Raw genomic sequence first — 24,379 nt, forward strand, 5'->3', positions numbered from 1 at the left:
ATTTACTCCATCCAAAGATGGAAAAACCTTCCTCTGATACTTCGTGTGAGACTCTTGATACTTTCGCTATATCCAGCCCCGAAGAACCAGACCGCACCCAACATCAAGCGCCCACACTTATCGGCTGTTAGTTTTTAAAGAGCATTGCGCCAAGAATTTGCTTTGCTGCTTGCTTGCTTTCTTGCGCACCGTCATTCAACGGGAGGCGAATTATGCGGACCAATTTCGATGCCGTCAAGCGGCTTTTTTAAAAAAAATCGAATCAGAACCACGAGAAGGGCGCCTGCAGCCGACCGATGACTCGCAACGAATTGTCGCCCTGATCGCCGCAGCACGAATGTCGTAGCCCAGTGCTTCGGCCTGCACTCCTTCCTCCGCTAGATTGCACGCTCAATCGCGGGTGCAGATGTACGGCTGGCGCGAAGCCGCCCGGCCGCGACCGTAACCGGGCAGGAAGAACAAGCTCAGGATTCTTGAATGAGCACCCTCGCCGATAGCAGCGGGCACATGCTCGAGATCCCAATCGCGCACGCCGCAGGATGCGTTGACGGGGCACGATGACGCCGACCGCCAGTTCGTCGATGCTCTCGCCGTCGATCGGCATCGAGGGTTACAACTTTAGGGAGACGCTGTTAATCCGATGACCCGGAACGCCATCGGCCGGCATCAGCGCCGTGTTATACACGCTTCGGCGCCAGCGCTGAGCGTCAAATGCAACTCGACGATGCATCAGCGGCAAGGGCACGAGCGAAACGCCCGTTCTCGCCGATTGCAACGAGAAAACCAGTGTCCAGGGGCGTGAGCTACACGAGCGCGGCGAAGCAGAACGGCTTCAAGTTCAATTTGCTTTACGACGGCCCATATGAGCGCGCGATCTCGCTGTCTGCCGTCGCCGAGACATATTCGGCGCGGCGGGATCGACTAAAGGCAGTGAGGCCGCGACGTTTCTGATCGGTCATGACGGGGCGATCAAGGGTGTCGGAGCGAGCGGCTGTCGTTTAGCGGAACGGCGATTCCTCACTGAGACAAAAATTTTCTGGATGCCTCGGTTACGTTTGCAGCCGCGCCTTGTCTTTATCCGGACGCGACGGTCGCCGGGGTCGCGCTTTTCAGCAACGGCCAGTTGCTGACGGCGCTGACGCTGCCCGATCGGTCGGCCGAGTTCGTCGTTGCTGCTGCGAAGTAAGGGACGCGGCGTTTGAGTCGAACGGAATCGATGGCGCCCTCTCGATGCATCTGCCCACCTTTAATTTCGACGGGTCGGTTGATTTAATTCTGGCGTCTACTCAGGCTGTCGGCGAGTGCTGGTTTGCGTGAGTTTCATTTTAAGACCGTTAGTTGCGCTCGCCCCCGCTGGGGCTTCGGCAGATTTCCGGCGACGCGCCGCACCGTCGTACGTAGACTCGAAATTCGATCATCGCGTTGTATCTGCGCGTCCGGTTCGAACGCGGCGAAAAACCGGCGACACGCCTTGGATGTTTTCAAGATGAGCCCTAGGCGCGGTCAAACGCGGCGTCCAGGGACCCGTCAAGTCACTCGCAAGCGTGGATGTTCGCCGTACGATCGGACGACCGGTAGAACCGGTGCGCCGAAGCTGCGTCGCTCACCTTTCGCGATCACAAATCGCAAAGTATGTTTCGTTATCCAAACCAGTTTTTTATGGCGCAGGCGGACGGCGAATTCGATTTCGGCACTCGCTGGGCTACCGCGTCCAGCGCTGCACCGAATTTCGAAGTCGACTGCGAAGACTCCTTCGCGACGAATAGCTAGCGCATCCGCAAGAGGCCATCTGTGCCCTTGCGCCGATATCTGCGATGCTCCGCGCGCGCACCTGGCGCGCGCTGCAGGCACGAGCTTCGTCTCGTTTGGCCGTAATGCCGCGCTAGCATCATGCTGGCCGACGGCGAGCACTGTCCGTTTAGCCGCGCGCATCATTCAATCCTGGCGGAGAGACCTACGATGACTCGTCTGAGTTCTGCGCTGGCTCACGCGACCGTTATTGACTGCCTTCGCAATGCGCGCGTTGACGTGCGGTTCGAGCGGCACCCGTTCGAGTGCGGCGTTTGCGGCTCAGGATCGACCGATGAGGCCGATAGCAAGCCGAGTGCCATCAAGCCCGGAGCAGCGGAACGTCACATATTCAGCTCGACGCGATCCGCCGCCGCGCGCCCGTATTAAGTGGTCTTCTTCAGCGGATTGTGAGCGGCATCAGCCAGAGTTGAATCAGTGATCAAAGCCATATCGTGACGCCTTCTCACGACATTGATGTGGCGCTGCCGGACGCAAACTAAACGCAAGTAGATGCTACGACACAGTGGGATTCTGGAACCGAGGAGGTAGCCATGGCTTTGCTCGAATTGCTCGGCACGACGTTGTTTGTCGCCGTCGTGTTTTTTTCGTTACTGGCGATGATGGACATCCTGATACCGCGCTCGATTCCTGCCTCGATCGGTGGCCGTTCATTTGACCACTCGCGCGCAAGCAAAATTGCAAGAGCACACTCGCGTGCACGCTAATCACGCACCTGGGCTCCGCATCTTCGCTAATTTTCGACTGTGCTGACGGAACCGACTTAAGGCCGGAGCAAGTGCTGAATGCTTGACCCGTGACTACTTTAGGTGGGCCGGTGGCGCCGGCAACGCGACAAATCGCATACCGACGTTTTATCGGACGTGAGCTTGCATGGACGGCCGGTCAGTCCGGTCCAATGCCTACGGCGACGCCCTCGGGCGGCGATCACGTCTCGACGATCGACCGTATTGAATACTACACCGGTCGTTTTGATCACTACAAACGCTCATATGCCTCGTTCGATCGCGCATTCGACGCAGCGATGCTTGAGACGTCCCGCCTAACGCAGGGCCGTTCCGTGGAACAATCCCTCAAGTAGGGGCGCAGACTACTTCTGGAGTCTTATGCAGCAAGGCTCTTTGGGTTTTATCGCTGCTGAGGGGATTGTTTCACGATCTCTTCGTCATCGCGATATGCGCGCGGCGCTCAAGCTGCAGTCGAGATTATTCGCCCCCGCTGACGGCCCGAGCAGATTATCGTCGCGCAGGGATGGCAGGAGGCCATACACATTCGCGACTTATCAAGAGCGCGAGGCATAAACAATCGGCCCGCAATCAATTGGTGGGCTACTCTCTAAACTTACGGATACGTCCAAGCCACCTTGATTTCGACGAACGGATCTGGACGGGAGGCTGGAGTAAATCGGAAAAACTGCGATGGTGTAGGCGGAGTGCTTGCGGCAAGGGCAGAGGTGCCTTGCCCTCTCGTTCCCACGACGCCGCGTTGGGCTTACCGGGCTACCGAATACCCGACAATCGGAATTCCTCAACTCGTTGCGAGTTCAATCGAGCGTCGGCTCGAAGGGCGGCCCCGCAGTTTGTGAAGCCGCTGTCTCTGCCTAATAAGCAGCGACATCGGCATGGCAATTGCGGAACTAGAAATCTGCCAGAGGGCGTGAGAGTGTCCCAAGTCGGGACACTCGCGGGATGGGGCTCAGAAATTCATCGAGTGAAAAACCGGACCAAGAGTGTCCCAAGTTGAGACACTCTGACTAAAGGACGATCGACGTGCGAGTCACGGAGGCGTCGGCTGAAGAAAACCGTCCCCGGCTATCGAACGTTCCTAACCGTTATCCCCGAACAACTGCGCGACCAAATCACGGATCTGCTTTTCTTTATCGGCCGTGAGCATGCCCGCTTTGATTTTGACAGTCAGTCCCATCGAATCCTTGGTGATCGACCCCGCCTGAGATCCGCCCGCGAAAATCTTGTCGATGCTTCGATCGCTCACGCCCTGCGCCGGCTTCCCCTCGTCCTCCAACGCCTGCTTAATCGCCTTCCCAAACTTCAACTGGTCCAAATCGCCCGCTACCACCCGCGCCCACAGATCCTTCGCAATCTCGAACGCAGCGCCATTCCGTCCGCGGAGTACAGAGACGACGCTCTCGGCAGCTGTCGCACCCAGTAAGCGAGGCTGCACATCCAGATCCTGAACAACAAAATCGGGCAGCTCACCGAACGACAAATAGCGATAGAGCTCGGATCGAGAAATCCCCAAGGCTTCAGCCATTCGTTTGCGGTTCGGAAACTCTTTCTCGGTCCGTCGAATCGATCGCGAAATCTCGTAGTCGCAGAGATCCTCGCGTGCGACGTTTTCCACTAGGGCAAGCATCGCCATCTCTTCATCCGAGAGATCGACGACCAAGACCTTGATAAACTCTTTTCCGATCATCTTGTGCGCGCGCCACCGGCGCTCGCCTGCGACAATCTGAAAACCCGCGCCGACGCGGCGAACGACGATAGGCTGGACGAGACCCGCCTCGCGAATCGACTCGGCCAGTTGCACAAGCTTCGCATCGTTGAACACCTGACGCGGCTGCCAAGGATTCGGAACGATTTCCGATACCGGTGCCTCTGACGCGGGACCGGCGTGCTCGAGTTGAGCGATGCGCTGTTGCGCGGCCGCCAATGCGGCCGCCATTCCCGGCGCGGTACGCGGGCTCGCGGCCTTTTCCTGCTGCGGATCGAGCTGAATGTCTTTGGCCGCACGAACTTCAGCGGTCTTGCTCATCATGCGGTCGCGAAGGCTGCTCATTGTCCTGCCCTCCATTGGGCAACATATTGGTCATCGATCCATTTGCAGTAATCCACCATCGGCTGTTTTACACGCGCCAAGGTTTTCGCGACGGTCTCGGCACGCGACAAATCGAACACCGTCGAGAACGCCAACGCACCATTACTCATGACGGAACTGGCCGGGATTTCGGTGGTATGCAACCAGTCTCCATAGGCTCGCTGGGACCACGAGCGTACGACCGGCGCAGACGACGTGCTCCCATAGTCCACACGCGAGAGCAGCACCGATACGAAATCGTAGGTTTTGTCGACCTCGTGTTCGACGAAGCCATTCGCAACCTCGGCAAACAATGACCAGAACGACACGGACGAAATGAAGTCGAGACTTTCGGGGACGAGCGGCATCACCATCGAATCGGCGGCCATCAGCCCGTTGAGCGTCATATACGAGAGCGACGGCGCCGTGTCCAGAATGATGTAGTCATATTGCGCACGCAGCGGTTCGATCCCTTTCCTTAGCACCGACCAGAACTCGAAGTTGGCATTCGTCTTCTGCGCCGTCGGCAGGTGGAATTCGGCGTCGTGCAAATAGTTATGTGCCGGAATGACGTCGAGCCCGTCCCAATACGTAGTCTGTACTTTTGACGAAAGGCCACCCTCGATATCCGGATCGTAAATAAAGGGCAGGACTGTATCCTCCCAAGTCAAATCCTTCTCCGCGTACAAGCCGCACAGTTCCGAAAGCGATGCTTGCGGGTCGAGGTCGATCATGAGAACCTTGCGACCACGCAGACTCAGCCCTTGACCAATGCACATCGACGTCGTTGTCTTGCACGAGCCGCCTTTGAAGTTCGCGGTGATCAGGACGCGACCCCGATGCTCGCGCGTGCCAGTGACGAGCGGCGTCTGGTAGATGTCCGAGACCTGTTGCACCCAAGTCCGCGCATCCTGCAATGAGAAGATGCGCGCACGGCCGGTTCCGTGCGTCTCGCCCGGAGGCAGTTCGCTTCCCTCCTTGGTTGCCAGATAGTTGATCTTTTGGCGATCGATTCCGCACATGTCGGAGAGCTCGCCGATCGTGAAGACGGGAGCCGTCTTCCGCGGCCTGGGCGCCAGAATCTGGTCTCGCAGTTCGTTCGTCATGACCGACAAACGCTCCGCGAACTCTCCAAGATTGGAGAGCTTTACCCTTCGATTGATCCCTGGCAGTTCACTCAAATTCATTCGGCGCTTCCTTTTAAGTCCACGGTGAGGTGTTTTATTACGCTCGGTGGTGTTTCCACGGTTTTGCTGTAACTAGACGTCGAACCGTAGAATACTCGCCGGGTTGATGAATGGCTATTGGAATCGAATGAAAGTTGCAAAATCGTTCGCCGCGCTGAAGAAAACCCTTGTTTATCCGACGCTTATGCACTCGCGCGGTGCCGCTGTTCTGGCTGAACGGCAGCGGATTGGCGCGTCGGTACCTCCATCAGGCAGCAACCTGACACAAAACACCTCACCTCAGCGAGAGGCCGCGCACGCTATGAGCCGCAAAGCGATCGCACCGATCACAATTCGCCTCACCCAAACACCCCGTTTTTATGTGAATGAAAACGCCGCATATGCAATCCCTTTTTGAGTACCCCGCAACCCCTTTGTCCTAACCGCTGGTTAGTTCGTTTTTTTAAAAAAACAAAACGTACCACCACCAACACACATACCAAGTCCCCTATAAATCAGATACATACGCTCACATGGTGAGGTTTACTGTGATCAAAGTGATGTGGATTGAGCATCAAGGTGCTGCGTTTACCACACCAAGGTGAAGCGAAATGCCGCCCAAGGTGAGGCGTCTGGGCGGTAATGGTGAGGAGATTTGTGATGAAGGCCGGTAAAGGTGAGCTTTTATGTGTCGACGGCGGCCCAAGGTGAGGTAGCTTGTGTTGACATCTCACCTTGCAGCCGTTAACGTACCGCTCGATAGCAAAACTACAGCGCGTGACGTGGAGGCGGGATGACGACAGGAGGGCAGGTGGCCACGTCCAGACAACTGGCACTGGCGTTATTCGACGACGCGAACGCCGAAGGCCTGCCCGTTGATGCTGCACGATCGGACATCGGCTTCGCGCGCAAGAACGTTCTGATTCGGATCGTCGATCTCGGTGTGTCGGCTCGTCGTCTTATCGACGCAGCGTATTTCATCGTCGCTCAGGAACACAAGGTTCACGATCTTTACGATGTCGAGCTGGACTATTTCAAGTGGCTCATGCGTTACTCGAGCCGCAACAACGCGCATCTCGAACAGGTGATCACGGAGGCGCAGCGGGCCCTCATTCAGGCGACCGCCGAACCCGATGCCGACGGCTCGAAGCCCTTCGGATCGGTTCAACTGATCGGACGTATTTCGTACGTGGGCGGGCGCTTCCAGTTCCGGGTGCCTCCGGATCTCATCGGGATCATCCGCGGTCCCGGGAAATCGCACTGGCTGAGCCTGCGCATCACATCTCTTTTCACGCTCAGCTACGCGCGCGTCATGTACGACCATCTTCTTCCGTACGCGGGCGAGGGTGTAACCGAATGGTTCACGCTCGATGAACTGCGCGCGTGGCAGGGAACGATGGGCGCGAAGGCACAGGAGTTCAAGTACTTCAAACGGGACTGGCTCGCGCCGGCGGTGGACCAGATCAATGAGGTGTCCGATCTTTCCTTGTCGTACGAGACGCGCAACGAACCGGGCTCTCGCAAGATCGGGCGCATGCGTTTTCGCGTCGAACGAAAGGAGATGGCCGAGCGTTTGCTTCACACGCACGAACATGCGCAGGCGCTGTATCAGACGCTGAAGCAGGAGATTGGTCTTTCGAGCACGCAATTCGGCCAGATCGCTTCCGACCGTGACACCTACACCGATGCACGCCTCGAACAGGCAATCGAGCGCACGCGTTTCAGTCTGAAGCTGGGCAAAGTGTCGAAGAGTCCGGCTGGCTTCTTCATGAAGGCCTTGAAAGAAGGCTGGATCGTCTCCGATGCGGAGCGTCAGATGGTACAGATCCAGGAAGGCTTGTCGCTGACAGACCAACGCGAGGCCGAGGCCAAGGAGCAAGCAGAGGCGCGTCGGGCATTGCAGGTCGCAGCGCAAGACGTCAATGCCCAGAACCGGATCGTCGACGAAGTTCGTCGGGGCTGGGAAGTGTACGAAGCCGCGACGCCGCGACAACGCGAGGACTGGCGCCGCACTTACAAGACAAGCCCCGGCGGGAAACTCACGCTGCGCAGGCTCGGCATCGATCCATCGAGTGACCTGGCCGAAGCCATCATTCAGAAGTACCCCGACCTGCGGGACGGATTCTCGGGGTATGTGTTCAACAAGGTGCGATCCGTGAAGGGCAGGGGCTAGCTGCATCGGGACGATGCCGCTCAGCATTACGGCTGCTCGATCGCCTACGCCCCGAGCGGACGCGCAACCTGCCTTGCGCGCTTCCCGACTTTCGTCGCAGATGCGAACAACGCAAGCCAGAACGATTTCGGCTAGCCTGTCCGTTTCATCTCCAACTTTCACCACGCTTATGTCCCGCGCTCTCCAAATCGACTTCGTCTCCGACATTGCCTGCCCGTGGTGCGCTGTCGGCCTGTCTTCTCTGCTACGCGCGCTGGAGCGCCTCGGTAACACCGTCGATGCGCGCATCACGTTGCATCCCTTCGAACTGAATCCGGACATGGGGCCGCAAGGCGAGCGCATCGTCGATTATCTCGGTCGCAAGTATGGCCGCACGCCGGAGCAGATTCGCGAGACGCAGGCGATGATCCGCGAGCGCGGCGCGCAAGAAGGCTTCGCTTTCGGTGAACGCAACTGGGTGTACAACACGTTCGATGCGCATCGGCTGCTGCACTGGGCGCGCATCGAGGGCAAGCAGCTCCCGCTCAAGCTCGCGCTGTTGCGTGCCTATCACGGTGACGGCAAGGATACGAGCGATCCGGACGTTCTCATCGAAGCGGCCCGAAGCGTCGGCCTCGATGGCGAAGCAGCGCGCGCGGTGCTGGAAAATGGGAAATATGCCGACGAGGTGCGGGCGGAGGAGCGGGAGTTCCAGCAACTCGGCATCCAGTCGGTGCCCGCGATTATCTTCGACCAGAAGTATCTGGTGAGTGGCGGCCAGCCTTCCGAAGCATTCGAGGACGCGATTCGGAAGACCATCGATGAGAACGGTTGAAGCAGTTGTCGATTTTCGGCGATGCTGGCCCGACACTTCTCAGCGCTAGCCGACCACATGTAGTTCACTCGTATGCCCCCGCCGTCAAACGCCCCACGCGCACTATGCGATGCCGTAGAGCGACGAGCGCGCGCATCAGCGCGAAGATTCATGTGGCCGTGCGATGGTCGCTCCAAAAGCGCTTCACGAGATTCCGCGTCGCGCCGTATGCATGACGACTGTCGATCTTGACGGGCCTGCCGTCCTTGTCGCGCTCGTTCAATGCCGATGGGCGCAGTCCAACCCTCGTCTGGAACGCGGCGCTCGCAAGCGCGCAGAGCATTCCTTCAGATGCGTGCACATGTCGCACGAAGACAGACGCAGCCTGTGCCCATGCGCAAGCCGATCAGCGCGCGAAGCGAATCGCCGCCGCCGGGACACTGATCGATGCGAGCGGACCCTACGTTGTGCTCGCGGCGCGCGATCGTCTCGATGTGATCGTCGTCCAAACGTGCGCGAGCAAGCCCGCGACGATCGATCTCGAACTGCACGCGGGCGCGCGGCTGCCTGTCGCTTCGTCGCCGCTGGGCTGGGCGCTCCTCGCCCGCGTATCTATCGAACGTTCTTCACGAGAAAGCGGTCGAGTTGCGCGGCGAAATTCTTGCCGTCGCGCGGTGCATACGGTGACGGTCCGCCCGTCTGGACGCCGGAGCCGCGCAACTGATCCATCATCGCGCGGATCGACAGGCGTTCCTCGATGTTGTCCGCGTTCATCCATTCGCCGCGCGGATCGAGCGCGAAGGCGCCCTTTGCAATCACCGAGGCGGCAAGCGGAATGTCCGACGTGATGATGAGATCGCCGCCCTCGGCAATCTCGACGATGCGCGCATCGGCCACGTCGAACCCCGCCGGCACCTGGATGGCGCGTATCCAGGGCGAGGGTGGCGTGCGAAGAAATTGATTTGCGACCAGCGTCACGTTCACCTTCATGCGCGGGCCTGCGCGAAAGAGGATGTCTTTCACGACGGCGGGGCAGGCGTCGGCATCGACGATGATTTGCATCGGTTGGTATCCCGGAATGTTATGTCGCCGTCGCGAAGGGGAAGCGAGCATAGCGTCGCGACGAGTATCGCACGATGTCTTCCGGCGACGCGGCGCGGACCCGAGCGCCTATACTTTCTGAAACGCATCTCCTCCAGAACGGAGAATCACCGTGAGAACGAAGCTGGCAAGCATTGCTGTGTCACTCATCATGGGCGTTGTGGGCGTGTCCGCGGCCCCGCTTTCCTATGCTCAAGATACCGGTTCGGCCGCAACGGACGCGACGCAAGCCGCACCCATGACGAAAGCGGAAAAAAAGGCCGCGCGAAAACAGGCGCGCGCGAAGAAGAACGCCGAGTTGAAGAAACTCGAGGACGCGGGCTACAACCCCGGCCGCGCCAACGATCCCAACTATCCCCAGGATTTGCAGAACGCTCAGAAAAAAGCGGGGATCGGGGCGGGCGCGAGTCAGTAGGTCTTTGCCCGTCGCGGGTTGCCGTTGCCGCTGAAGGCATCGGTCGATCTCGTGATAGGACGGCTGCGATAGCTGAACAAAAAAATCCGTGCAATTGGGGTTCGGGCCGCTTGCACGCCGAATTCTATTGTCCAACACTTCATTGCATTCCGATTAGCCAGATATCTGTCCGATATACCGGACAGTGCGCCGTGACTAGCTCTACGATGCGGACGGGCTTTGGAACCGGTTCGCTTCCCAATCTTTCCATCAGGACCCGCACATGAAACTCTCGAACTTAGGCGCAAGAAGTGTCTCGCTGTTCGTCATCGCCGCAGCGCTGGCGTTGTCCGCGTGTACGAAAGTTTCGACGCCGGCGGAAGGGGGCCCCACGGCAGGCTCTGCTCCCACGCTTCAGGCCGTACTTCAACGCGGTACCTTGCGTGTCGGCGACTGCCTGACCTTCGCGCCCTTCGGCTTCTACAACAAGGACGGTCAACCGGACGGGTACGACGTCGATCTCGCCAAGGAGCTCGCCAAACAAATGGGCGTCAAGCTCGAAGTCGTGAACACGACGAGCGCGAACCGGATTCCGAACCTGCAGACGAGCAAGGTCGATGTCGTGTTCTGCAACTTCACGCGCAACCTGGAGCGCGCGAAGGTCATCGAATTCACGACGCCTTACGTCGTCGCGAGCGAGGCGTTGCTGGTCAAGAAGAGCAGCGGCATTCAGTCCGTCAAGGACATGGGCAACCGTACGATCGCGACCGTGAAAGGCTCGACCAACGGCGATGAAGTCCGCTCGCTGAACATTCCCATCAAGATCCAGGAATACGACAGCTCGCAGGCCGCGATTCTCGCCGTGAAGCAAGGTCAGGCCGACGCGATGATCGAGGACAACAACTTCCTCGCATATCAGGCGACGCTCGACCCCGAACTGACCGTGACGAACGAAGCGCTCGTGCCGCTCGAATACAACGGCTTCGGCGTGAAGGCGGGCGATCAGGCGTGGCTCAATTACCTGAACCTGTTCCTCTTCAACATCAACGCGTCGAAGCTCAACGCGCAGCTCTACAAAAAGTGGTTCGGCACCGATCCGCGCTATCCGCTCAACCCGCAGTTCTGAGAAAGGCGTGATGTCGATATCGCATGAAACCGGAACGACGCGGAGGCTGAAATGAGTTACGAGTGGCTCACCTTGTGGGGCTATGTCCCCGAGTTCCTGAAAGCCGGCTGGCTGACTCTGCAAGTGACGCTGCTCGCGTTCGTGCTGGCGGTGCTGCTCGGACTGCTGACGGCGCTGGCCAGCATATCGCCGGTCGCCGTGTTCCGGTACATCGCCCGGGCTTATGTCGAAGTCATCCGCAATACGCCGGTTCTCCTGCAGATCTTCATCGTGTTCTTCGGCTTGCCGTCGGCGGGCATTTCGCTCGATGCCTACTGGGCGGGCGTAATCGCACTGGGGCTCAATGTCGGCGCTTACCTGTCGGAAGTGTTTCGCGCGGGCATTCAGTCCGTGCCGCGCGGACAGCTCGAAGCCGCGGGCATCCTCGGTCTCGAGCGCGGTCAGATCTTCACCGAGATCGTATTGCCGCAGGCCGCGCGTGCGGTTTATCCGGCGATCGTCAACTATCTGATTCAGCTCTTGCTCGGCACCTCGCTGCTGTCCGCGATTGCGTTGCCCGAACTGACGGGCACCGCGACGGTGATCAACTCGCGCACGCTGCTGTACGTCCAGACCTTCGCGGTCGTTCTCGTCGCGTATCTGGTGCTGAGCAACGTGCTGTCGTGGATCGCGAGCCAGCTCGGCGCCCGGATGTTTCATCCGCCGCTGATCGTGCGGCCGCGCGCACGGTTCGGCGGCTTCGCGTTGCGCCGCGCCAATCGCGCCTGATGCCCGAACCGGAGCCGCATCATGTCAATCGAATTGCTGAGAACCAGTCTGTCGATCCTGCTGCAAGGTCTCGTGACGACGCTGCTGCTGTCGGTCGCCTCGATCGTCGGCGGCACGTTGATCGGCCTTCTTGCCGCCGTGTTGCGATCGTTCGGACCGTGGGGCACGGATCGCATCGCGCGCCTTTATACCGAGCTCTTTCGCGGCACGCCTGTCCTGATCACGCTGATGTTCATCTATTTCGGTGTCTCTTACTTCGGTTATGCAATCGACGTATTCGCGGCCGGCGTGATCGGCCTGAGCGTCTATCAGGGCGCGTATATCGCCGAAGTGTTCCGTTCGGGGATCGAATCGGTGGCGAAGGGCCAATGGGAAGTCTCGCAGATTCTCGGTCTGTCGCGCATGCAGGCGTTCGCGTTCGTCGTGTTGCCGCAGACCGGCAGGATCGTGCTGCCGCCGCTCATCGGACAATACCTCTCGCTGATCAAGGACACGTCGATCGTCAGCATGATCGGCATGTCCGAGCTGATGCACGGCGGGCAGGCGATCGTCGATCGGATCGGCAAGCCGGTCGAGATATACGGGCTCGTCGCACTCATCTATTTCGTCGTGTGCTTCCCGCTTTCGCAATGGGTGCGCCACCATGACCGCAGGAGACTGTCGTGAGCAATCAAAGCCAGACCAGGCCCGTCATTTCGCTCTCGGGCGTGAGTAAAGCATTCGGCGCGACGCGCGTGCTCAACGAGATCAATCTCGACGTGCGGGCGGGCGAGGTGCTCGTGCTCATCGGCGCGTCGGGTTCGGGCAAGAGCACGGTGCTGCGCATCATGGCAGGACTCGAAAAGACGGATTCCGGCGAAGTCTGGGTCAACGACGTGCCGATGCACGACCCGAAGCGCGCACGCGACATTCGCGGTCACGTCGGCATGGTCTTCCAGCAGTTCAATCTGTTTCCGCACAAGACCGCGCTCGGCAACGTGACGCTTGCGTTGATCAAGGCGCGCAAGATGAATCCGGCCGATGCGCGCAAGCGCGCAATGGAGGTCCTCGATCGCGTCGGGCTCGCGGATCGGGCCGACCATTACCCGAGCCAGCTGTCGGGCGGGCAACAGCAGCGCGTCGCGATCGCGCGGGCGCTCGCGGTCGAGCCGGGTATCATGTTCTTCGATGAAGCGACGTCGGCGCTCGATCCGGAACTCGTCGGCGAAGTCACCGAAGTGATGCGCGGACTCGCACGCGACGGCATGACGATGGTCGTCGTCACGCATGAAATGGGTTTCGCGCGCAAGACCGCCGATCGCGTCGTCTTCATGGACAAGGGCGTGATCGCGGAGCAGGGCGAGCCGGAGGAGATCTTCGTCAACCCATCGAACGAGCGCACCCGGCAGTTTCTGCATCGCGTGCTCGACCATTGACGCATACGGAGTGAATGCATGGCAGTTACAGAATCGTCGCGAGCGAGAGGCGTGGACCGGGTCATTGCCATGTTTCGGCAATTGCATCTCGCCCAGCGCCCGATGACGATGCGCGAGTTGATCGAAGCGACCGGTGCGCCGCGTTCGAGCATCTATGAGCTGGTCGCGATTCTCGCGGAAGTCGGCTGGCTCGAAACATCGGCCGATGGAAGCGTCTTCTTCGGTCGGGAGATGCACTACTACGGCTCCGACTATGCCACGCACAACGACCTGATCAGCCGCGCGCATCAGTCGATTCTCGCGCTGGTGCGCAAGTATGACGAAACCACGCAGTTGTGCATGCTCGAGGGCAACAAGTACACCGTGGTGCTGTCCGAGAACAGCGCGCGCCCGTTCAACATCAGTTCGGATATCGGCGTGAGAGTGCCGATTCCGTGGACCGCGACCGGACGCCTCCTGCTGGGTCATCTGAACGCCGACGACATCCGCGCGTTGATTCCGCGCGAGGACTTCACGCTCGACAACGGCGTGACGATCGACTTCGATGAATTCATGCGCGATGTCCAGCGCGCGAAGGAACTGGGCTACTGCTGCACGGAAGGATTGTCGAACGCGTTTCGCCTGTGCATGGCGGCGCCCGTGCGCGATCGCGCCGGCATGCCGATCGCCGCGCTGTGCTTCATGACGGGTCGCGATACCGATCCCGAACGCCGGCAGGCGATGCTCGACGACCTGCTTCAGTCCGCGAAGGCGCTGTCGCACAGATAATGTTCGTATGGCTCGTCGCAAGTTCGCGTGGAAGAGCGCCGCGCGGCCGGGACGGTTACTTGCACGCTCACGCCGCAGGCGCACGGAGCACACTTCGTCCGCGAATTCATTTACCGCACGCCTTCGCTCTGGTTTGCGCTCCTCGATCGCATCGCGCGAAGGGCACGAGAAAGCGCGGTTCAGCTTTGCCAAGGTACTCGTAAACTCACGCTGTTACGATTTCGCCTCTTTCCTCTCGAAGACAACGAACTCATGAAAAAGGCTGTTCTCGCCGTATTGGCCGCTGGCATGGCATTTTTTTCCGTCGCTCCGGCTTTTGCTGACTCGCATCACCATCATCCGGTGTGCCACAAGGTGCGCGTGCATCATCATTGGGAGCGCCACTGCAAGTAAGCGCATTACGCTGCTGAAAGCACAGAGCCCCGTCGCGAATGCTGACGGGGCTCTTTTTTTGATGCGACGCTTCAGCGAACCCGCGCCACCGCACCGCCGCATCCGACAACGCCCACCCCAGCCCGAGGCTTTTCTGAAGCGACACGAAGTCCTTCAGCAATTCGGCTTGCGCGGCCACCACGTCCTGTTGCGCGACAAACTGCGTGCGTTGCGCATCGAGCAGATCGATGAGCGTCGATACGCCCGCCGTGTAACGCTGACGCACGAGCGTGGCCGAGCGTTCCGCCGATGCCTGAACCTGCTGAAGCCGCACCACGTGCTCACGCTGATTGCCATAACGCGACAGCGACGAATTGGCGTCCTTCAGCGCGCCGAGCACGGTCTTCTCGTAGCGCGCTTCGGCTTCGTCGCGCGCGGCTTCGGCGGCATCGACATTCGCCGCCGTCCGTCCGAAGTCGAACAGATTCCATTGCAGATACGGCACGCCGACCCAGGAAAAATTCTGCTTGCGCAGCAGATGGCCGGGGTCCGACGCGGAAAAGCCGATATCGCCGAGGAGGGACACCTTCGGGAAATAGTCCGCGATATGCTCGCCGATCTGCGCATTGCTCGACGCAAGACGCCGCTCGGCTGCGCGAATATCGGGACGCTGCTGCAGCATCGTCGCCGGATCGCCGATCGGCACCGACGACGGCAACGCGGGCAGCGGCGCACGCGCGCCGAGTTCGGCATCGAGGGCGCCGGGCGTGCGGCCCGTCAGCACGGCGAGCTGATCCAGCGAGTCGGTGATCTGCACTTGCAGCGGCACGAGCGTCGCGCGCGTCGTATCGACCTGCGTGGTGAGGCGTTCGACATCGACTTCCGCCGCCGTGCCGCGCGCGCGGCGCTGCTCGGTGAGCGTGAGCATCTGCTGTTGATACTCGGCCGTGTGTTCGGCGAGGGCGAGCCGCTGCTGCTGGTCGCGCAGGTCGACGTACACCGAAGCCACTTCCGCGGCGAGCGAAACTTGCGCGTCGGAAAGATCTGCATCCACGGCGTCGGCTTCGTCCGATGCGGCTTCGATCGCGCGGCGCGTGCCGCCGAAGAGGTCGATTTCCCAGGAGGCGTCGAAACCCACGGTGTAGAAATCGACCGGACCGCGCCCGTTCGATGCCGCCGCGCCCTGATCACCCGACGACGAGCCGAAGATCGACGTATCCGGCGAACGCATGCGCAGCGCCGCCGCCGAAGCCGACACCTTGGGCAACTCGTTGGCGCGCTGCCCGCTCAGTTGCGAGCGCGACTGGCGCAGACGCGCCCGTGCCATCTTGAGGTCGGGATTGTGCGCGAACGCGGCATCGATCAAGGTATTCAGTTGCGCATCGTCGAGTGCCTGCCACCACGCCGCGGGCGCATGCGTCGCGACAACGCCTCGTGCCGGTGCGCGCACGAATGCGCCGCTTTTCGCGGCATCGGACGCGACGTCCGGCGCGCCGTGATAGTCGGGGCCGACCGTGCACGCGGCGAGCGCCAGCGCGGCGAGCGGAAGCAAACAGGTGAAGCGTGAAGGAAACATCGTCGAATGATTCATGACATCAGTGGCCGGCGGACGGCATCTCGCCGGCTTGAGCGCGCGGCGTCTTGAGAAGGAGCGCGAGCGGCAGGCACGCGAGCAGTGCGATCGCCAGCACGTAAAAAGTTTCGGAGTAGGTCATCACGATTGCCTGCTGGCCGATTTGCATCGACAACTGACCGAGCGCCTGCATTTTCGCGTGTGCGATGTCGCCACCTTGCGCCGCGAAGCTCGCCGCGCTCGCCGCCATGCGCTCCTGACCGATCACCGAGTTCGCCGTCAGCGATTCGCGGATCGCCGCCGTATGGAAGTCGTTGCGACGGTCGATCACGGTGCCGATGATCGCGAGGCCGACCGACCCGCCGAGATTGCGCGCCATGTTGTAGAGGCCGGCCGCATCGCCGGATTCCTCGCGCGAAACCGCGGCCATCGACGCCTGATTGAGCGGCATCATCGCGAGCATCTGGCCGAAGCCGCGCAGGATCTGCGACCAGAAGAAGTCGTGCCCGACGCTTTGCGCCGTAAGCGAAATGTCGAGCAGGCAACTCGCCGCGAAGAACAGCAGCCCCGTGATGACCAGCACGCGAAAATCCACCTTGCCGAGCAGACGCGGCAGCACCGGCATGATGAGAAACGCGGGCACGCCGGACACCAGCATGATCGAGCCGGACTGCAACGCGTTATAACCCGCGACCACGCTCAGGAACTGCGGCAGCAGGAACGACACGCAGTAGAGCCCCGCGCCCACGGCGAACACGATCAGGATCACGCTCGCATAGCGCGGATTGCGCAGCAGCGAGAGCCGCACGATCGGCTTTTTCGCAAAGAACTGCGAGAGCGCGATGAAGAGGAAGCCGAACGCCGTGACGCAGGTGAGCATCACGATCTCGCTCGATTCGAACCATTGATTGCGCTGGCCTTCCTCCAGCACGACGGTGAGCGAACTCAGACCGATCGCCAGACCCGCAATGCCGAGCCAGTCGGCCTTGAGAAATGCCTCCCAGTGCGACTTCTCGGGCGGCAAGCCGGTGATGAGCAGCGCGACGAGCGCAAAGCCCACCGGCACGTTCACGAAGAAGCACCACGACCATGAGATGTTCTCCGCGAGCCAGCCGCCGAGCACGGGGCCGAGCAGCGGTCCGAGCAGCACGATCAGACCGAAGATCGTCATGCCGACAGGCATCTGCTCGCGCGGCAGCCGCGTGCGGATGATGGTCTGCGCGGTCGGGATCATCGCGCCGCCGGTGAAGCCCTGACCGATGCGGCCCACGACCATCATCGGCAGCGAGTTCGAAAGGCCGCACATTACGGAAAAGAGCGTGAACAGCACCGCGTTGCCGAGCAGGAAGTTGCGCAGGCCGAATACGCGCGTGAGCCACGCGGCGAGCGGAATCATCACGATTTCCGACATCAGGTAGCCGGTCGATATCCATGTGCCTTCGGTGCCGGTCGCGCCGATCTCACCCTGAATCTGCGGCAGCGCGGAGTTGGTGATGGAGATATCGAGCGTGGCCATCAGCGCGCCGAGCGCACCGGCCGTGACCGCGATCCAGTCGACGGCGCTCGCGCGTGCGTGCGATTCAGTCATGGCGATTCTCGGCGGCGACGCGCTTGCTGTCGTCGGTGGCCGCTTTCGTGTCGACATCGACCGTCACCGACAATCCCGGCAGCAGCACCTTGCGCGTTTCCGGACCCGTATCGACGCGAATACGCACGGGCACGCGCTGCACGATCTTCGTGAAGTTCCCGGTCGCGTTCTCGGGCGGCAGCAGCGCGAACTGCGCGCCGGTGCCCGGCGCGAAGCTTTCGACGACACCGTGCAGCTCGGTGCCCTTGAGCGCATCGACGTGCAACGTCGCTGGCTGACCGACACGCATCCGGCCCACTTGCGTTTCCTTGAAGTTCGCCTCGAGATACAGCGACTGGACCGGCACGACCGTCATCAGGCGCGTGCCGGGTTGCACGTACTGGCCGACGCGCACCGTGCGGTCGCCCACGCGACCCGCGACCGGACTCACGAGCGTCGTGTCGTCGAGGTCGAGCTTCGACTGGTTGAGCTGCGCCTGCGCCGCTTCCATCTGCGCGCGCGCCTGCGCGATCTGCGCTTCGGTCGCGCCGATCTGCATCGTGGCGGAGCGCGCGGCGGCGAGATTCGCGGCGAGCGTGGCGCGCGCCTGATCGCGCGTCGAAACGAGACTCGCGAGGCGCTCGGCGGTTTCGGCGCCGGTCGCGACGAGCGGACGATAGCGAGTGACGTCGTCCTCCGCGTGCGTGAGGCTCACGCGCGACACATCGGCCTGCGCCTTCGCCTGCTCGGCGTTCGCGTGCTGCTGCTTCAATTCGGCTTGCGCGCGCTGGATATCGGCGGCGCGCGCATCGAGCGTCGCCTTTGCCTGATCGAGCGATGCCTGATACTGCCGCGCGTCGAGGCGCGCGAGCGGCGCGCCCGCCGCGACGGCCTGATTGTCGTCGACCAGCACTTCCGTGATGTAGCCGCTCACCTTCGGCGCGATGGTCACGCTGTCGGCCTTGAGATAGGCGTCGTCGGTGGTTTCGACGAAGCGGCCGACAGTCCACCAGCGCAAACCCCACGCAACGCCGACGACGACCGCGACGATTCCGATCGCGATCAGCACGCGCTTGCGTGACGGTTTGCCCTGGGCGGCGTCAACGGGTTGGTCGCCGTGCGTGGGCACTGTGACTGACATGATTTCTCCGGGATCTTTTGCACTACCGCGTGCGTACGGTAGTCTTCGGTGAATACGAGACGGCGAGCGCGCTTGCGGCGTGTGCGATACACGCGGTGCGCTCGCCAAACTAGACGGTGTCGTCTAGTATGCCCGAGTCTAGACGATTGCGTCTAGTTTTGCCCGTCCCAGGAGAGACGATGAAGAAGCCTCGTGCGGATAATGAAAGCGAATTGCAGGGTCAGGAGCGCGGCAGCACCGCGCGTTCGCCGCTGCAGGCGCGCGGGCGTGCGCGCATCGAGGCTGTGCTCGACGCGACCGCCGAGTTGATTGTCGAAAAAGGTCTCGAGGGCGTCACGATGCACGGCGTCGCCCGGCGCGCAGAGACGCCGATCGGCTCGATGTATCACTTCTTCCCGGATCGCGACAGCCTGCTTGCCGCGTTGTGGGATCGGCACGCGGCGGCGCTCGACGAACTGGAAGACGAGCTTGGCCGGATCGACAGCGAGACGTGGCGCGGGCTGTCGGCGGAGGCGGTGATCGATCGCATCATGACGCCGCACATCGAATACTTCGAGCGAAAGACCGATTTCCTGATTCTGATGTCGGCGAGGCCGCACGACGAAGCGAAAAAGAAACGCAAGTCCAGCATGATGAGAAAGGTGATCGACGCGCGCATGCCCGGCGTGAAAGCGTCCGAGCGCGAACTTTACGTGGAGATGCTTCATGCACTCGCGGGCGGCGCGTTAGCCGTCAAATTGCGTCCGTCGATGGGCGATGTGCAGTTGGCGCGCCGCTATCTGCGCGAAGTCAAGCGAGCGCTGGCAGCCTATCTGGCCGCTGTGGAAGCGGCGGTCCTCAAGTGATGCGGTTGGGAAACAGCATGCGAACTGATTAGAGCTTCGTCGTGCGAAATATATCGAAGCGCATAGGAGTTCTTCGCGGCCGCGCCGAACGCAAAGCGCTACGCAGTGTTTGCATCCACGCTTATTCTCCGCCGCCGACGACCTCGGCCTGCCTCCGAAGCTGGCGCGTCATGAACTCGCTGGAATCGACATCGTCCGGAGTCAGCGAACGGCCACACGCTGAACACGCGGGCGTGTTGTCCGCGAAGAGGCGGTCGGTGCCGTCGTAGTGGCCGTTATCGGAGAGGCCTTGCAACGTCGCCCGATACCAGTGCGAGTGCCCGTCATCGTAGATGCTTTCCACGATCGAGCCGCGATGCCCGCAGGGGCAGTTCACGTGTGTGATGATGCCGACTTTCATGCGTGCCTCGATAACGATAGCGAAGCGTTGAAATGTGAGAAGCGCCCAGCAAGCGTGTCAATGGACAAAACACGCGCAACGCGTGTACCTGATTTCCTCGAATTTGGCAGGCGATCGGATAGCGAAGTTCATTCCGCATACAAGGAATCCGGCAAATAAGCGTCATCCTTCTCCGTAGCGGGTCGGGTCCGGTGAAAAGGACTCTCGACGCGTTTTCATTGTCGTCATGCATCGGCGGCATCGACGAAAATTTCGCTATACAAAATCCATAAACCGCGTAGGATGGAACAACTCAAGCGAGTTGAAATAATTCGCAGCATCCGATAGCGCTCAAGCGCCGGCCCCGAACGGGACAGCCTCACATCGGAGACCGTGCAACGCGGTCATTCGTGTCAGCTTGCCGATACTGCTCTACGCCCCCTTAATACATTGCCGCCTGCTTGCGGCGAGAGATCATTTCATGACAGTCGAAAACCGCCTTTACCGTGGCCTGGAAATATGCCCGCTCGTCTTTTCACATCGGGCCGCCGGAGCCGTTCACGCATACAACCAGGACGATGGGTTCGATGCCGCCGTGCGCATTCAGGAACCGCCGGAGTCAATGGGCCTGTCGCGCAGCCGTGTATTCAAGCTTAGCGCAAGCGAGCCGTTTCAGAGCGCCGGCGACGCGCGTCGCGCATCGATCGCCTATGCCGAGCAGATGATCGACAAGTGCCCGCAGGCGAGATCTTTCCTCGACTAGCGTGGTGAGCAGTTCGGGCAGCGCCCTCGATGGCCTGCTGTCGCAACCGGCGAGGCCGGGATTGACCGCTTCTCGCGGCGATCGGAGAGTAACTGTGATGCAACCCGACATCAGCAACATTCGCATCGATCCAACGCCGCGCCGGGCCGATGGGGAGTACATGGCGCATGCCCGCATCAGTACCAGCGGTGCGGACGGCCGCGAAACGGATGTCTTCGTGAGCGGCGACCTTGCCGGATTCGACCGGCGCGACGAGGCCGTCGCTTTTGCGGCGAACTGGGCGCGCGCGTGGCTCGAAGTCCGGTTTGGCTGAATTGACATCGGTATAACAAATGCCGTGATTTCGTATGCGCAGGCCGCCGCGCCTCTGGCTAACGTCTCACGTTGGCAAAGAAGCTGAATGTGGAGAGAGGATGGCCGGTTCCCGTCGAAATCAAGTAAGCGAAGTTCATCATCCGGACGCGCAAGGCGTCGTAGCCGATGCGGTGCAGTCCGACCGGCAGCGACGCGCAGACGAACAGCAACGGGCGGTACGCGCTTTGATCCGTGTAGCGAGGGATCAAGGCTTTGTCACGCATGCGCAGATCAATGATCACCTGCCCGATGATGTTGCCCAGCCGACAGTGCTCGAAGATATATCGCGCACGTTCCTCGAAATGGGCGTGACGGTCTACGAACAGGTTCCCGATACCGAAACGCTGTTGCTCGATGACGCGCTTCCTGCTGTCACGCTCGACGATCAGACGGAAGAAGACGCCGAAGTCGCGCTTTCGACCGTCGATGCCGAATACGGCCGCACGACCGATCCCGTGCGCATGTACATGCGCGAGATGGGTGCGAAGCAATTGCTGACGCGCGCGGCCGAGGTTCAAATTGCACGGCGAATCGAAGAAAGTATCAATGAGATGATTCAGGCCATCGCGGCTTGTCCTCCCACCATCTCGATGATTCTCGCGAGCGCCGGGCAGGTCGCGGAGGACAGGCTCGGCATCGACGAACTCATCGACGGCATCGACGATGCATCCATGCCGGCGGATCTCGACAAACCCGGGCGCGCCGATGGCGAAAGCGATCCGGAGGCCGAGGACGAGGCGAACCGGTTGCGGCTGATGCAACTCAGGCACGACGCACTCGATCTTTTTACGCGGGTGGGCCAGTGCGTCGATCAGCTGCGCGAAGCGGGCGCGGACGATGTTCCGGCCGCTCACGAGACGATTCGACATGAACTTGCGCGCGTGCGCTTTACCGCGCGCACGGTCGAACGCGCGTGCAACGACATCCAGCAGCGGCTCGCGCACGTGCGTCAGATCGAGCGGCGGATTTCCGGCATCGTCATCGACCGGTGCGGCATGCCGCGTGAGCAGTTCATTGCATCGTTTCCGGGCAACGAGACCGACCTCGACTGGACCGCGAATACCGCCGCGAAATCGCGCGATTACGGTCCATCGCTGGAACGCAGTCTGCCCGCCATTCAGGCCGAGCAGATGCGCCTGCTCGATCTCGAACGGCAGGCCGCCATGCCGATTCAGCGCCTGAAGCACATCGGCCGCAAGCTGCTCGCGGCGGAATCCCGCATGCGGCATGCGAAGAACGAGATGATCGAGGCCAATCTGCGGCTCGTGATTTCGATCGCCAAGAAATATATGAATCGCGGCGTGCACTTCCTGGACCTGGTTCAGGAGGGCAACATCGGATTGATGAAGGCCGTCGATAAATTCGAATACAGGCGCGGCTGGAAATTCTCGACATATGCGACGTGGTGGGTTCGTCAGGCCGTGACACGCGCGGTTGCGGACCAGGCGCGCACGATTCGCGTGCCAGTGCATATGGTCGAGACGATCAACAAGCTCAACCGCATTTCGAGCGAGATCCTGCAGCAAACCGGCAAGCCTGCGCTGCCCGCGGTGCTGGCCGAGCGCATGGAATTGCCGGAGGCGCGGATCGGCAGCATTCAGAAGATGGCCATGCGCCTGATTTCGCTTGAAACGCCGGCGAACGATGACGCTGACGCGACGCTTGGCGATCTGATCGAAGACTCGAACGCGGAGTCGCCGCTCGATGCCGTCGTGCGCGCAAGTTTGCGCGCTGCCATCGACGATGCTTTGAACGCGCTTTCACCACGCGAGGCCAGAGTGCTGCGCATGCGCTTCGGCATCGATATGCTCAACGAATTTACGCTTGGCGAACTGGGCACGCATCTGGGCGTGTCGCGCGAACGCGTCCGGCAGATCGAAAGCCAGGCAATCCGCAAGCTCATGCATCCTCGTCGCGCGGACAAGCTGCGTTCGTTTCTCGATCATTGAACGCCCGCAGGCATGGACGCAACGGACGCGCAGTGCAATGCGTCAGTCGTTCGTGAGGCTCATCAGTACGTCTGCGTACCAGGCGCTGTTGAGGCCGAGCGACTCGTCGACCTGCAAATCGCGCGTGTTCATGTCGATGGTCGACGAGTGAATGCCCAGCAGCCGCCAGGGAAGTGCGCCCGCCGCCCCGTTCTCATCGGTCGGCAGGTGGCTGATCACTACCGGCGCGCCGCTCGTGCCCCGGTGCGTGCGCGCATCCGTGATGAAGCAGCCTTTGCCCTGAAACCGCAGCCCGAACGCGGACGCGATGATGCCTTGTCTGACCACGGGCAGATGATGCAGCGAGTCATGAAAGCCCAGCGGAAAGCCGACGATCAGCACGGATGCGCCAATCGGCATTGCTTCGCCGGATGTGGGGAGATGTTCGGGACCAAACGCGGCGAACACGGCCGTAGCCGGCAACTGATTGCGGGGGACTTCGAGCACGGCGACGTCGATTTCGCCGCCGGTATCCGATGCCTGGCGCCACAAGCTCATGCCTTTGTCGTATAGCGGCAGTGATGCCCACGCTGACGCGCCCAGATTGCCGCCATCCACGTGCAATTCGATCTCGATACGGTCCGGATAATGCCGGCTCGGGGTGTCCGTGAGCACGTGACGGCTCGTGACGAGAAAGAGGCGATCGCCGCGCGTGAAGAAAAAGCCGCTCGCGTTGGTCAGATGGTGCGTCTGCGCGAAGGTGCGCACTCGCACCGCCGTGAGCAGAAGCGTTTCCACCGTGGGCCCGCGTGCCGCGTCAGATTCGCTGGGGACATTCGAACTGGCCGTGCTTCTTGCGAGGAAGTCTCGCAGCGCTTCGTGCTGCGGGCCCTGATTCTGCCGGTCGTTTTCCGACAGAAACTCCGCGACAGGCTTGTCCGAAACAGATCCGCCGGACGCTGCGTTTGGCACGTGCCTGACAACGGCACGCGCTCCATCGAACAAGAGCCAGCTGTCGCCGTTTGAACTGCGATAAAACTCGGTTGGGTGCATGCCGTAGTGTCCTGGTGACGCGCATTTGCAGCGTCGCCGTCGTCCACGCGACCGTCTATCCAAATGGGTCGCTTCGG

22 protein-coding genes and 2 pseudogenes are annotated in these 24,379 nt (G+C 61.0%); 14 read left to right on the forward strand and 10 right to left on the reverse strand.

Annotated features, from left to right (window positions below):
- The first annotated feature begins 2,342 nt into the window (after window positions 1-2,342).
- Entirely contained in the window at window positions 2,343-2,516 is a 174-nt protein-coding gene (locus NCR38_RS31665) for a hypothetical protein (RefSeq protein WP_250478289.1), read from the forward strand.
- A 1,117-nt stretch (window positions 2,517-3,633) separates the two neighbouring features.
- On the opposite strand, the gene NCR38_RS31670 is transcribed toward NCR38_RS31665, so the two are convergent.
- On the reverse strand, window positions 3,634-4,605 hold the full coding sequence (locus NCR38_RS31670; protein WP_250478290.1) for a ParB/RepB/Spo0J family partition protein: 972 nt from the start codon (window positions 4,603-4,605) through the stop codon (window positions 3,634-3,636).
- Complete coding sequence (locus NCR38_RS31675; RefSeq protein ID WP_061118385.1) at window positions 4,602-5,810, reverse strand: ParA family protein; 1,209 nt, start codon at window positions 5,808-5,810, stop codon at window positions 4,602-4,604. Before NCR38_RS31675 ends, NCR38_RS31670 begins: the two co-directional genes overlap by 4 nt.
- A gap of 127 nt (window positions 5,811-5,937) precedes the next feature.
- Here NCR38_RS31675 and NCR38_RS31680 point away from each other — a divergent pair, with 127 nt between their 5' ends.
- The 3 genes from NCR38_RS31680 to NCR38_RS31690 all read left to right on the forward strand — a co-directional run bounded on the left by NCR38_RS31680 (window position 5,938) and on the right by NCR38_RS31690 (window position 8,776).
- A complete protein-coding gene (locus NCR38_RS31680; protein ID WP_250478291.1) occupies window positions 5,938-6,207 on the forward strand; it encodes a hypothetical protein in 270 nt (89 codons plus the stop codon).
- A gap of 375 nt (window positions 6,208-6,582) precedes the next feature.
- Window positions 6,583-7,962: a replication initiation protein gene (locus tag NCR38_RS31685; RefSeq protein ID WP_061118386.1), complete on the forward strand. Its 1,380-nt coding sequence runs from the start codon at window positions 6,583-6,585 to the stop codon at window positions 7,960-7,962.
- A gap of 169 nt (window positions 7,963-8,131) precedes the next feature.
- Window positions 8,132-8,776 (forward strand): DsbA family oxidoreductase, encoded by a 645-nt coding sequence (locus NCR38_RS31690; RefSeq protein WP_250478292.1) that lies wholly within the window; start codon window positions 8,132-8,134, stop codon window positions 8,774-8,776.
- Window positions 8,777-8,924: 148 nt separating this feature from the next.
- Here NCR38_RS31690 and NCR38_RS31695 read toward each other — a convergent pair.
- Window positions 8,925-9,198, reverse strand: a pseudogene (locus NCR38_RS31695) (hypothetical protein); the annotation flags it as partial.
- A 169-nt stretch (window positions 9,199-9,367) separates the two neighbouring features.
- The gene (locus NCR38_RS31700) at window positions 9,368-9,817 is read right to left on the reverse strand and encodes a YaiI/YqxD family protein (RefSeq protein WP_250478293.1); all 450 of its coding nucleotides are present in this window, start codon (window positions 9,815-9,817) and stop codon (window positions 9,368-9,370) included.
- A 190-nt stretch (window positions 9,818-10,007) separates the two neighbouring features.
- Here NCR38_RS31700 and NCR38_RS31705 point away from each other — a divergent pair, with 190 nt between their 5' ends.
- The 6 genes from NCR38_RS31705 to NCR38_RS31730 all read left to right on the forward strand — a co-directional run bounded on the left by NCR38_RS31705 (window position 10,008) and on the right by NCR38_RS31730 (window position 14,327).
- A complete protein-coding gene (locus NCR38_RS31705; protein WP_061118389.1) occupies window positions 10,008-10,271 on the forward strand; it encodes a DUF4148 domain-containing protein in 264 nt (87 codons plus the stop codon).
- A gap of 262 nt (window positions 10,272-10,533) precedes the next feature.
- Window positions 10,534-11,376, forward strand: coding sequence for a transporter substrate-binding domain-containing protein (locus NCR38_RS31710; protein ID WP_061118390.1), 843 nt, complete (start codon window positions 10,534-10,536; stop codon window positions 11,374-11,376).
- Window positions 11,377-11,427: 51 nt separating this feature from the next.
- Window positions 11,428-12,144 (forward strand): amino acid ABC transporter permease, encoded by a 717-nt coding sequence (locus tag NCR38_RS31715; RefSeq protein ID WP_061118391.1) that lies wholly within the window; start codon window positions 11,428-11,430, stop codon window positions 12,142-12,144.
- 21 nt (window positions 12,145-12,165) lie between these two features.
- Window positions 12,166-12,810 (forward strand): amino acid ABC transporter permease, encoded by a 645-nt coding sequence (locus NCR38_RS31720; RefSeq protein WP_061118392.1) that lies wholly within the window; start codon window positions 12,166-12,168, stop codon window positions 12,808-12,810.
- Entirely contained in the window at window positions 12,807-13,559 is a 753-nt protein-coding gene (locus NCR38_RS31725) for an amino acid ABC transporter ATP-binding protein (RefSeq protein WP_250478294.1), read from the forward strand. Before NCR38_RS31720 ends, NCR38_RS31725 begins: the two co-directional genes overlap by 4 nt.
- An 18-nt stretch (window positions 13,560-13,577) precedes the next feature.
- On the forward strand, window positions 13,578-14,327 hold the full coding sequence (locus NCR38_RS31730; RefSeq protein ID WP_250478295.1) for an IclR family transcriptional regulator: 750 nt from the start codon (window positions 13,578-13,580) through the stop codon (window positions 14,325-14,327).
- A 490-nt stretch (window positions 14,328-14,817) separates the two neighbouring features.
- Here the strand turns inward: NCR38_RS31730 and NCR38_RS31735 are convergent.
- The 3 genes and pseudogenes from NCR38_RS31735 to NCR38_RS31745 all read right to left on the reverse strand — a co-directional run.
- Window positions 14,818-16,275, reverse strand: a pseudogene (locus NCR38_RS31735) (efflux transporter outer membrane subunit); the annotation flags it as partial.
- Window positions 16,276-16,294: 19 nt separating this feature from the next.
- Window positions 16,295-17,860, reverse strand: a complete 1,566-nt coding sequence (locus tag NCR38_RS31740) for an MDR family MFS transporter (protein ID WP_250478297.1) — start codon at window positions 17,858-17,860, stop codon at window positions 16,295-16,297.
- Complete coding sequence (locus NCR38_RS31745; protein ID WP_061118397.1) at window positions 17,853-18,980, reverse strand: HlyD family secretion protein; 1,128 nt, start codon at window positions 18,978-18,980, stop codon at window positions 17,853-17,855. The genes NCR38_RS31740 and NCR38_RS31745 overlap by 8 nt, the downstream gene beginning before the upstream one ends.
- A 179-nt stretch (window positions 18,981-19,159) precedes the next feature.
- Between NCR38_RS31745 and NCR38_RS31750 the strand changes: the two genes are divergently transcribed.
- Window positions 19,160-19,825, forward strand: a complete 666-nt coding sequence (locus NCR38_RS31750) for a TetR/AcrR family transcriptional regulator (protein ID WP_061118398.1) — start codon at window positions 19,160-19,162, stop codon at window positions 19,823-19,825.
- Between the two features lie 121 nt (window positions 19,826-19,946).
- Here NCR38_RS31750 and NCR38_RS31755 read toward each other — a convergent pair whose 3' ends face one another.
- Window positions 19,947-20,225, reverse strand: a complete 279-nt coding sequence (locus tag NCR38_RS31755) for a hypothetical protein (RefSeq protein WP_061118399.1) — start codon at window positions 20,223-20,225, stop codon at window positions 19,947-19,949.
- 460 nt (window positions 20,226-20,685) lie between these two features.
- Here NCR38_RS31755 and NCR38_RS31760 point away from each other — a divergent pair, with 460 nt between their 5' ends.
- Together NCR38_RS31760 and NCR38_RS31765 are read left to right on the forward strand one after the other, a co-directional pair.
- The gene (locus tag NCR38_RS31760) at window positions 20,686-20,967 is read left to right on the forward strand and encodes a hypothetical protein (protein ID WP_250478298.1); all 282 of its coding nucleotides are present in this window, start codon (window positions 20,686-20,688) and stop codon (window positions 20,965-20,967) included.
- A gap of 97 nt (window positions 20,968-21,064) precedes the next feature.
- A complete protein-coding gene (locus tag NCR38_RS31765; RefSeq protein WP_061118401.1) occupies window positions 21,065-21,280 on the forward strand; it encodes a hypothetical protein in 216 nt (71 codons plus the stop codon).
- Between the two features lie 58 nt (window positions 21,281-21,338).
- Here NCR38_RS31765 and NCR38_RS31770 read toward each other — a convergent pair whose 3' ends face one another.
- Entirely contained in the window at window positions 21,339-21,545 is a 207-nt protein-coding gene (locus NCR38_RS31770; protein ID WP_250478398.1) for a hypothetical protein, read from the reverse strand.
- Between NCR38_RS31770 and rpoD the strand changes: the two genes are divergently transcribed.
- Complete coding sequence (gene rpoD, locus NCR38_RS31775; protein ID WP_250478394.1) at window positions 21,453-23,270, forward strand: RNA polymerase sigma factor RpoD; 1,818 nt, start codon at window positions 21,453-21,455, stop codon at window positions 23,268-23,270. The two genes, NCR38_RS31770 and rpoD, sit on opposite strands and share 93 nt — an antisense overlap.
- Before the next feature lie 42 nt (window positions 23,271-23,312).
- Here rpoD and NCR38_RS31780 read toward each other — a convergent pair whose 3' ends face one another.
- Window positions 23,313-24,047, reverse strand: a complete 735-nt coding sequence (locus NCR38_RS31780) for a serine protease (protein ID WP_061118539.1) — start codon at window positions 24,045-24,047, stop codon at window positions 23,313-23,315.
- Between the last annotated feature and the right edge of the window lie 332 nt (window positions 24,048-24,379).

It is taken from the genome of Caballeronia sp. INML1, from assembly GCF_023631085.1.
GTDB classification, from domain to species: Bacteria; Pseudomonadota; Gammaproteobacteria; order Burkholderiales; family Burkholderiaceae; genus Caballeronia; species Caballeronia turbans.

Coding starts and splice junctions, on each gene's coding strand:
- NCR38_RS31665 (WP_250478289.1), top strand. CDS start 2,343: ATGGCTTTGCTCGAATTGCTCGGCACGACGTTGTTTGTCGCCGTCGTG.
- NCR38_RS31670 (WP_250478290.1), bottom strand. CDS start 4,605: ATGAGCAGCCTTCGCGACCGCATGATGAGCAAGACCGCTGAAGTTCGT.
- NCR38_RS31675 (WP_061118385.1), bottom strand. CDS start 5,810: ATGAATTTGAGTGAACTGCCAGGGATCAATCGAAGGGTAAAGCTCTCC.
- NCR38_RS31680 (WP_250478291.1), top strand. CDS start 5,938: ATGAAAGTTGCAAAATCGTTCGCCGCGCTGAAGAAAACCCTTGTTTAT.
- NCR38_RS31685 (WP_061118386.1), top strand. CDS start 6,583: ATGACGACAGGAGGGCAGGTGGCCACGTCCAGACAACTGGCACTGGCG.
- NCR38_RS31690 (WP_250478292.1), top strand. CDS start 8,132: ATGTCCCGCGCTCTCCAAATCGACTTCGTCTCCGACATTGCCTGCCCG.
- NCR38_RS31700 (WP_250478293.1), bottom strand. CDS start 9,817: ATGCAAATCATCGTCGATGCCGACGCCTGCCCCGCCGTCGTGAAAGAC.
- NCR38_RS31705 (WP_061118389.1), top strand. CDS start 10,008: ATGGGCGTTGTGGGCGTGTCCGCGGCCCCGCTTTCCTATGCTCAAGAT.
- NCR38_RS31710 (WP_061118390.1), top strand. CDS start 10,534: ATGAAACTCTCGAACTTAGGCGCAAGAAGTGTCTCGCTGTTCGTCATC.
- NCR38_RS31715 (WP_061118391.1), top strand. CDS start 11,428: ATGAGTTACGAGTGGCTCACCTTGTGGGGCTATGTCCCCGAGTTCCTG.
- NCR38_RS31720 (WP_061118392.1), top strand. CDS start 12,166: ATGTCAATCGAATTGCTGAGAACCAGTCTGTCGATCCTGCTGCAAGGT.
- NCR38_RS31730 (WP_250478295.1), top strand. CDS start 13,578: ATGGCAGTTACAGAATCGTCGCGAGCGAGAGGCGTGGACCGGGTCATT.
- NCR38_RS31740 (WP_250478297.1), bottom strand. CDS start 17,860: ATGACTGAATCGCACGCACGCGCGAGCGCCGTCGACTGGATCGCGGTC.
- NCR38_RS31745 (WP_061118397.1), bottom strand. CDS start 18,980: ATGTCAGTCACAGTGCCCACGCACGGCGACCAACCCGTTGACGCCGCC.
- NCR38_RS31750 (WP_061118398.1), top strand. CDS start 19,160: ATGAAGAAGCCTCGTGCGGATAATGAAAGCGAATTGCAGGGTCAGGAG.
- NCR38_RS31755 (WP_061118399.1), bottom strand. CDS start 20,225: ATGAAAGTCGGCATCATCACACACGTGAACTGCCCCTGCGGGCATCGC.
- NCR38_RS31760 (WP_250478298.1), top strand. CDS start 20,686: ATGACAGTCGAAAACCGCCTTTACCGTGGCCTGGAAATATGCCCGCTC.
- NCR38_RS31765 (WP_061118401.1), top strand. CDS start 21,065: ATGCAACCCGACATCAGCAACATTCGCATCGATCCAACGCCGCGCCGG.
- NCR38_RS31770 (WP_250478398.1), bottom strand. CDS start 21,545: ATGCGTGACAAAGCCTTGATCCCTCGCTACACGGATCAAAGCGCGTAC.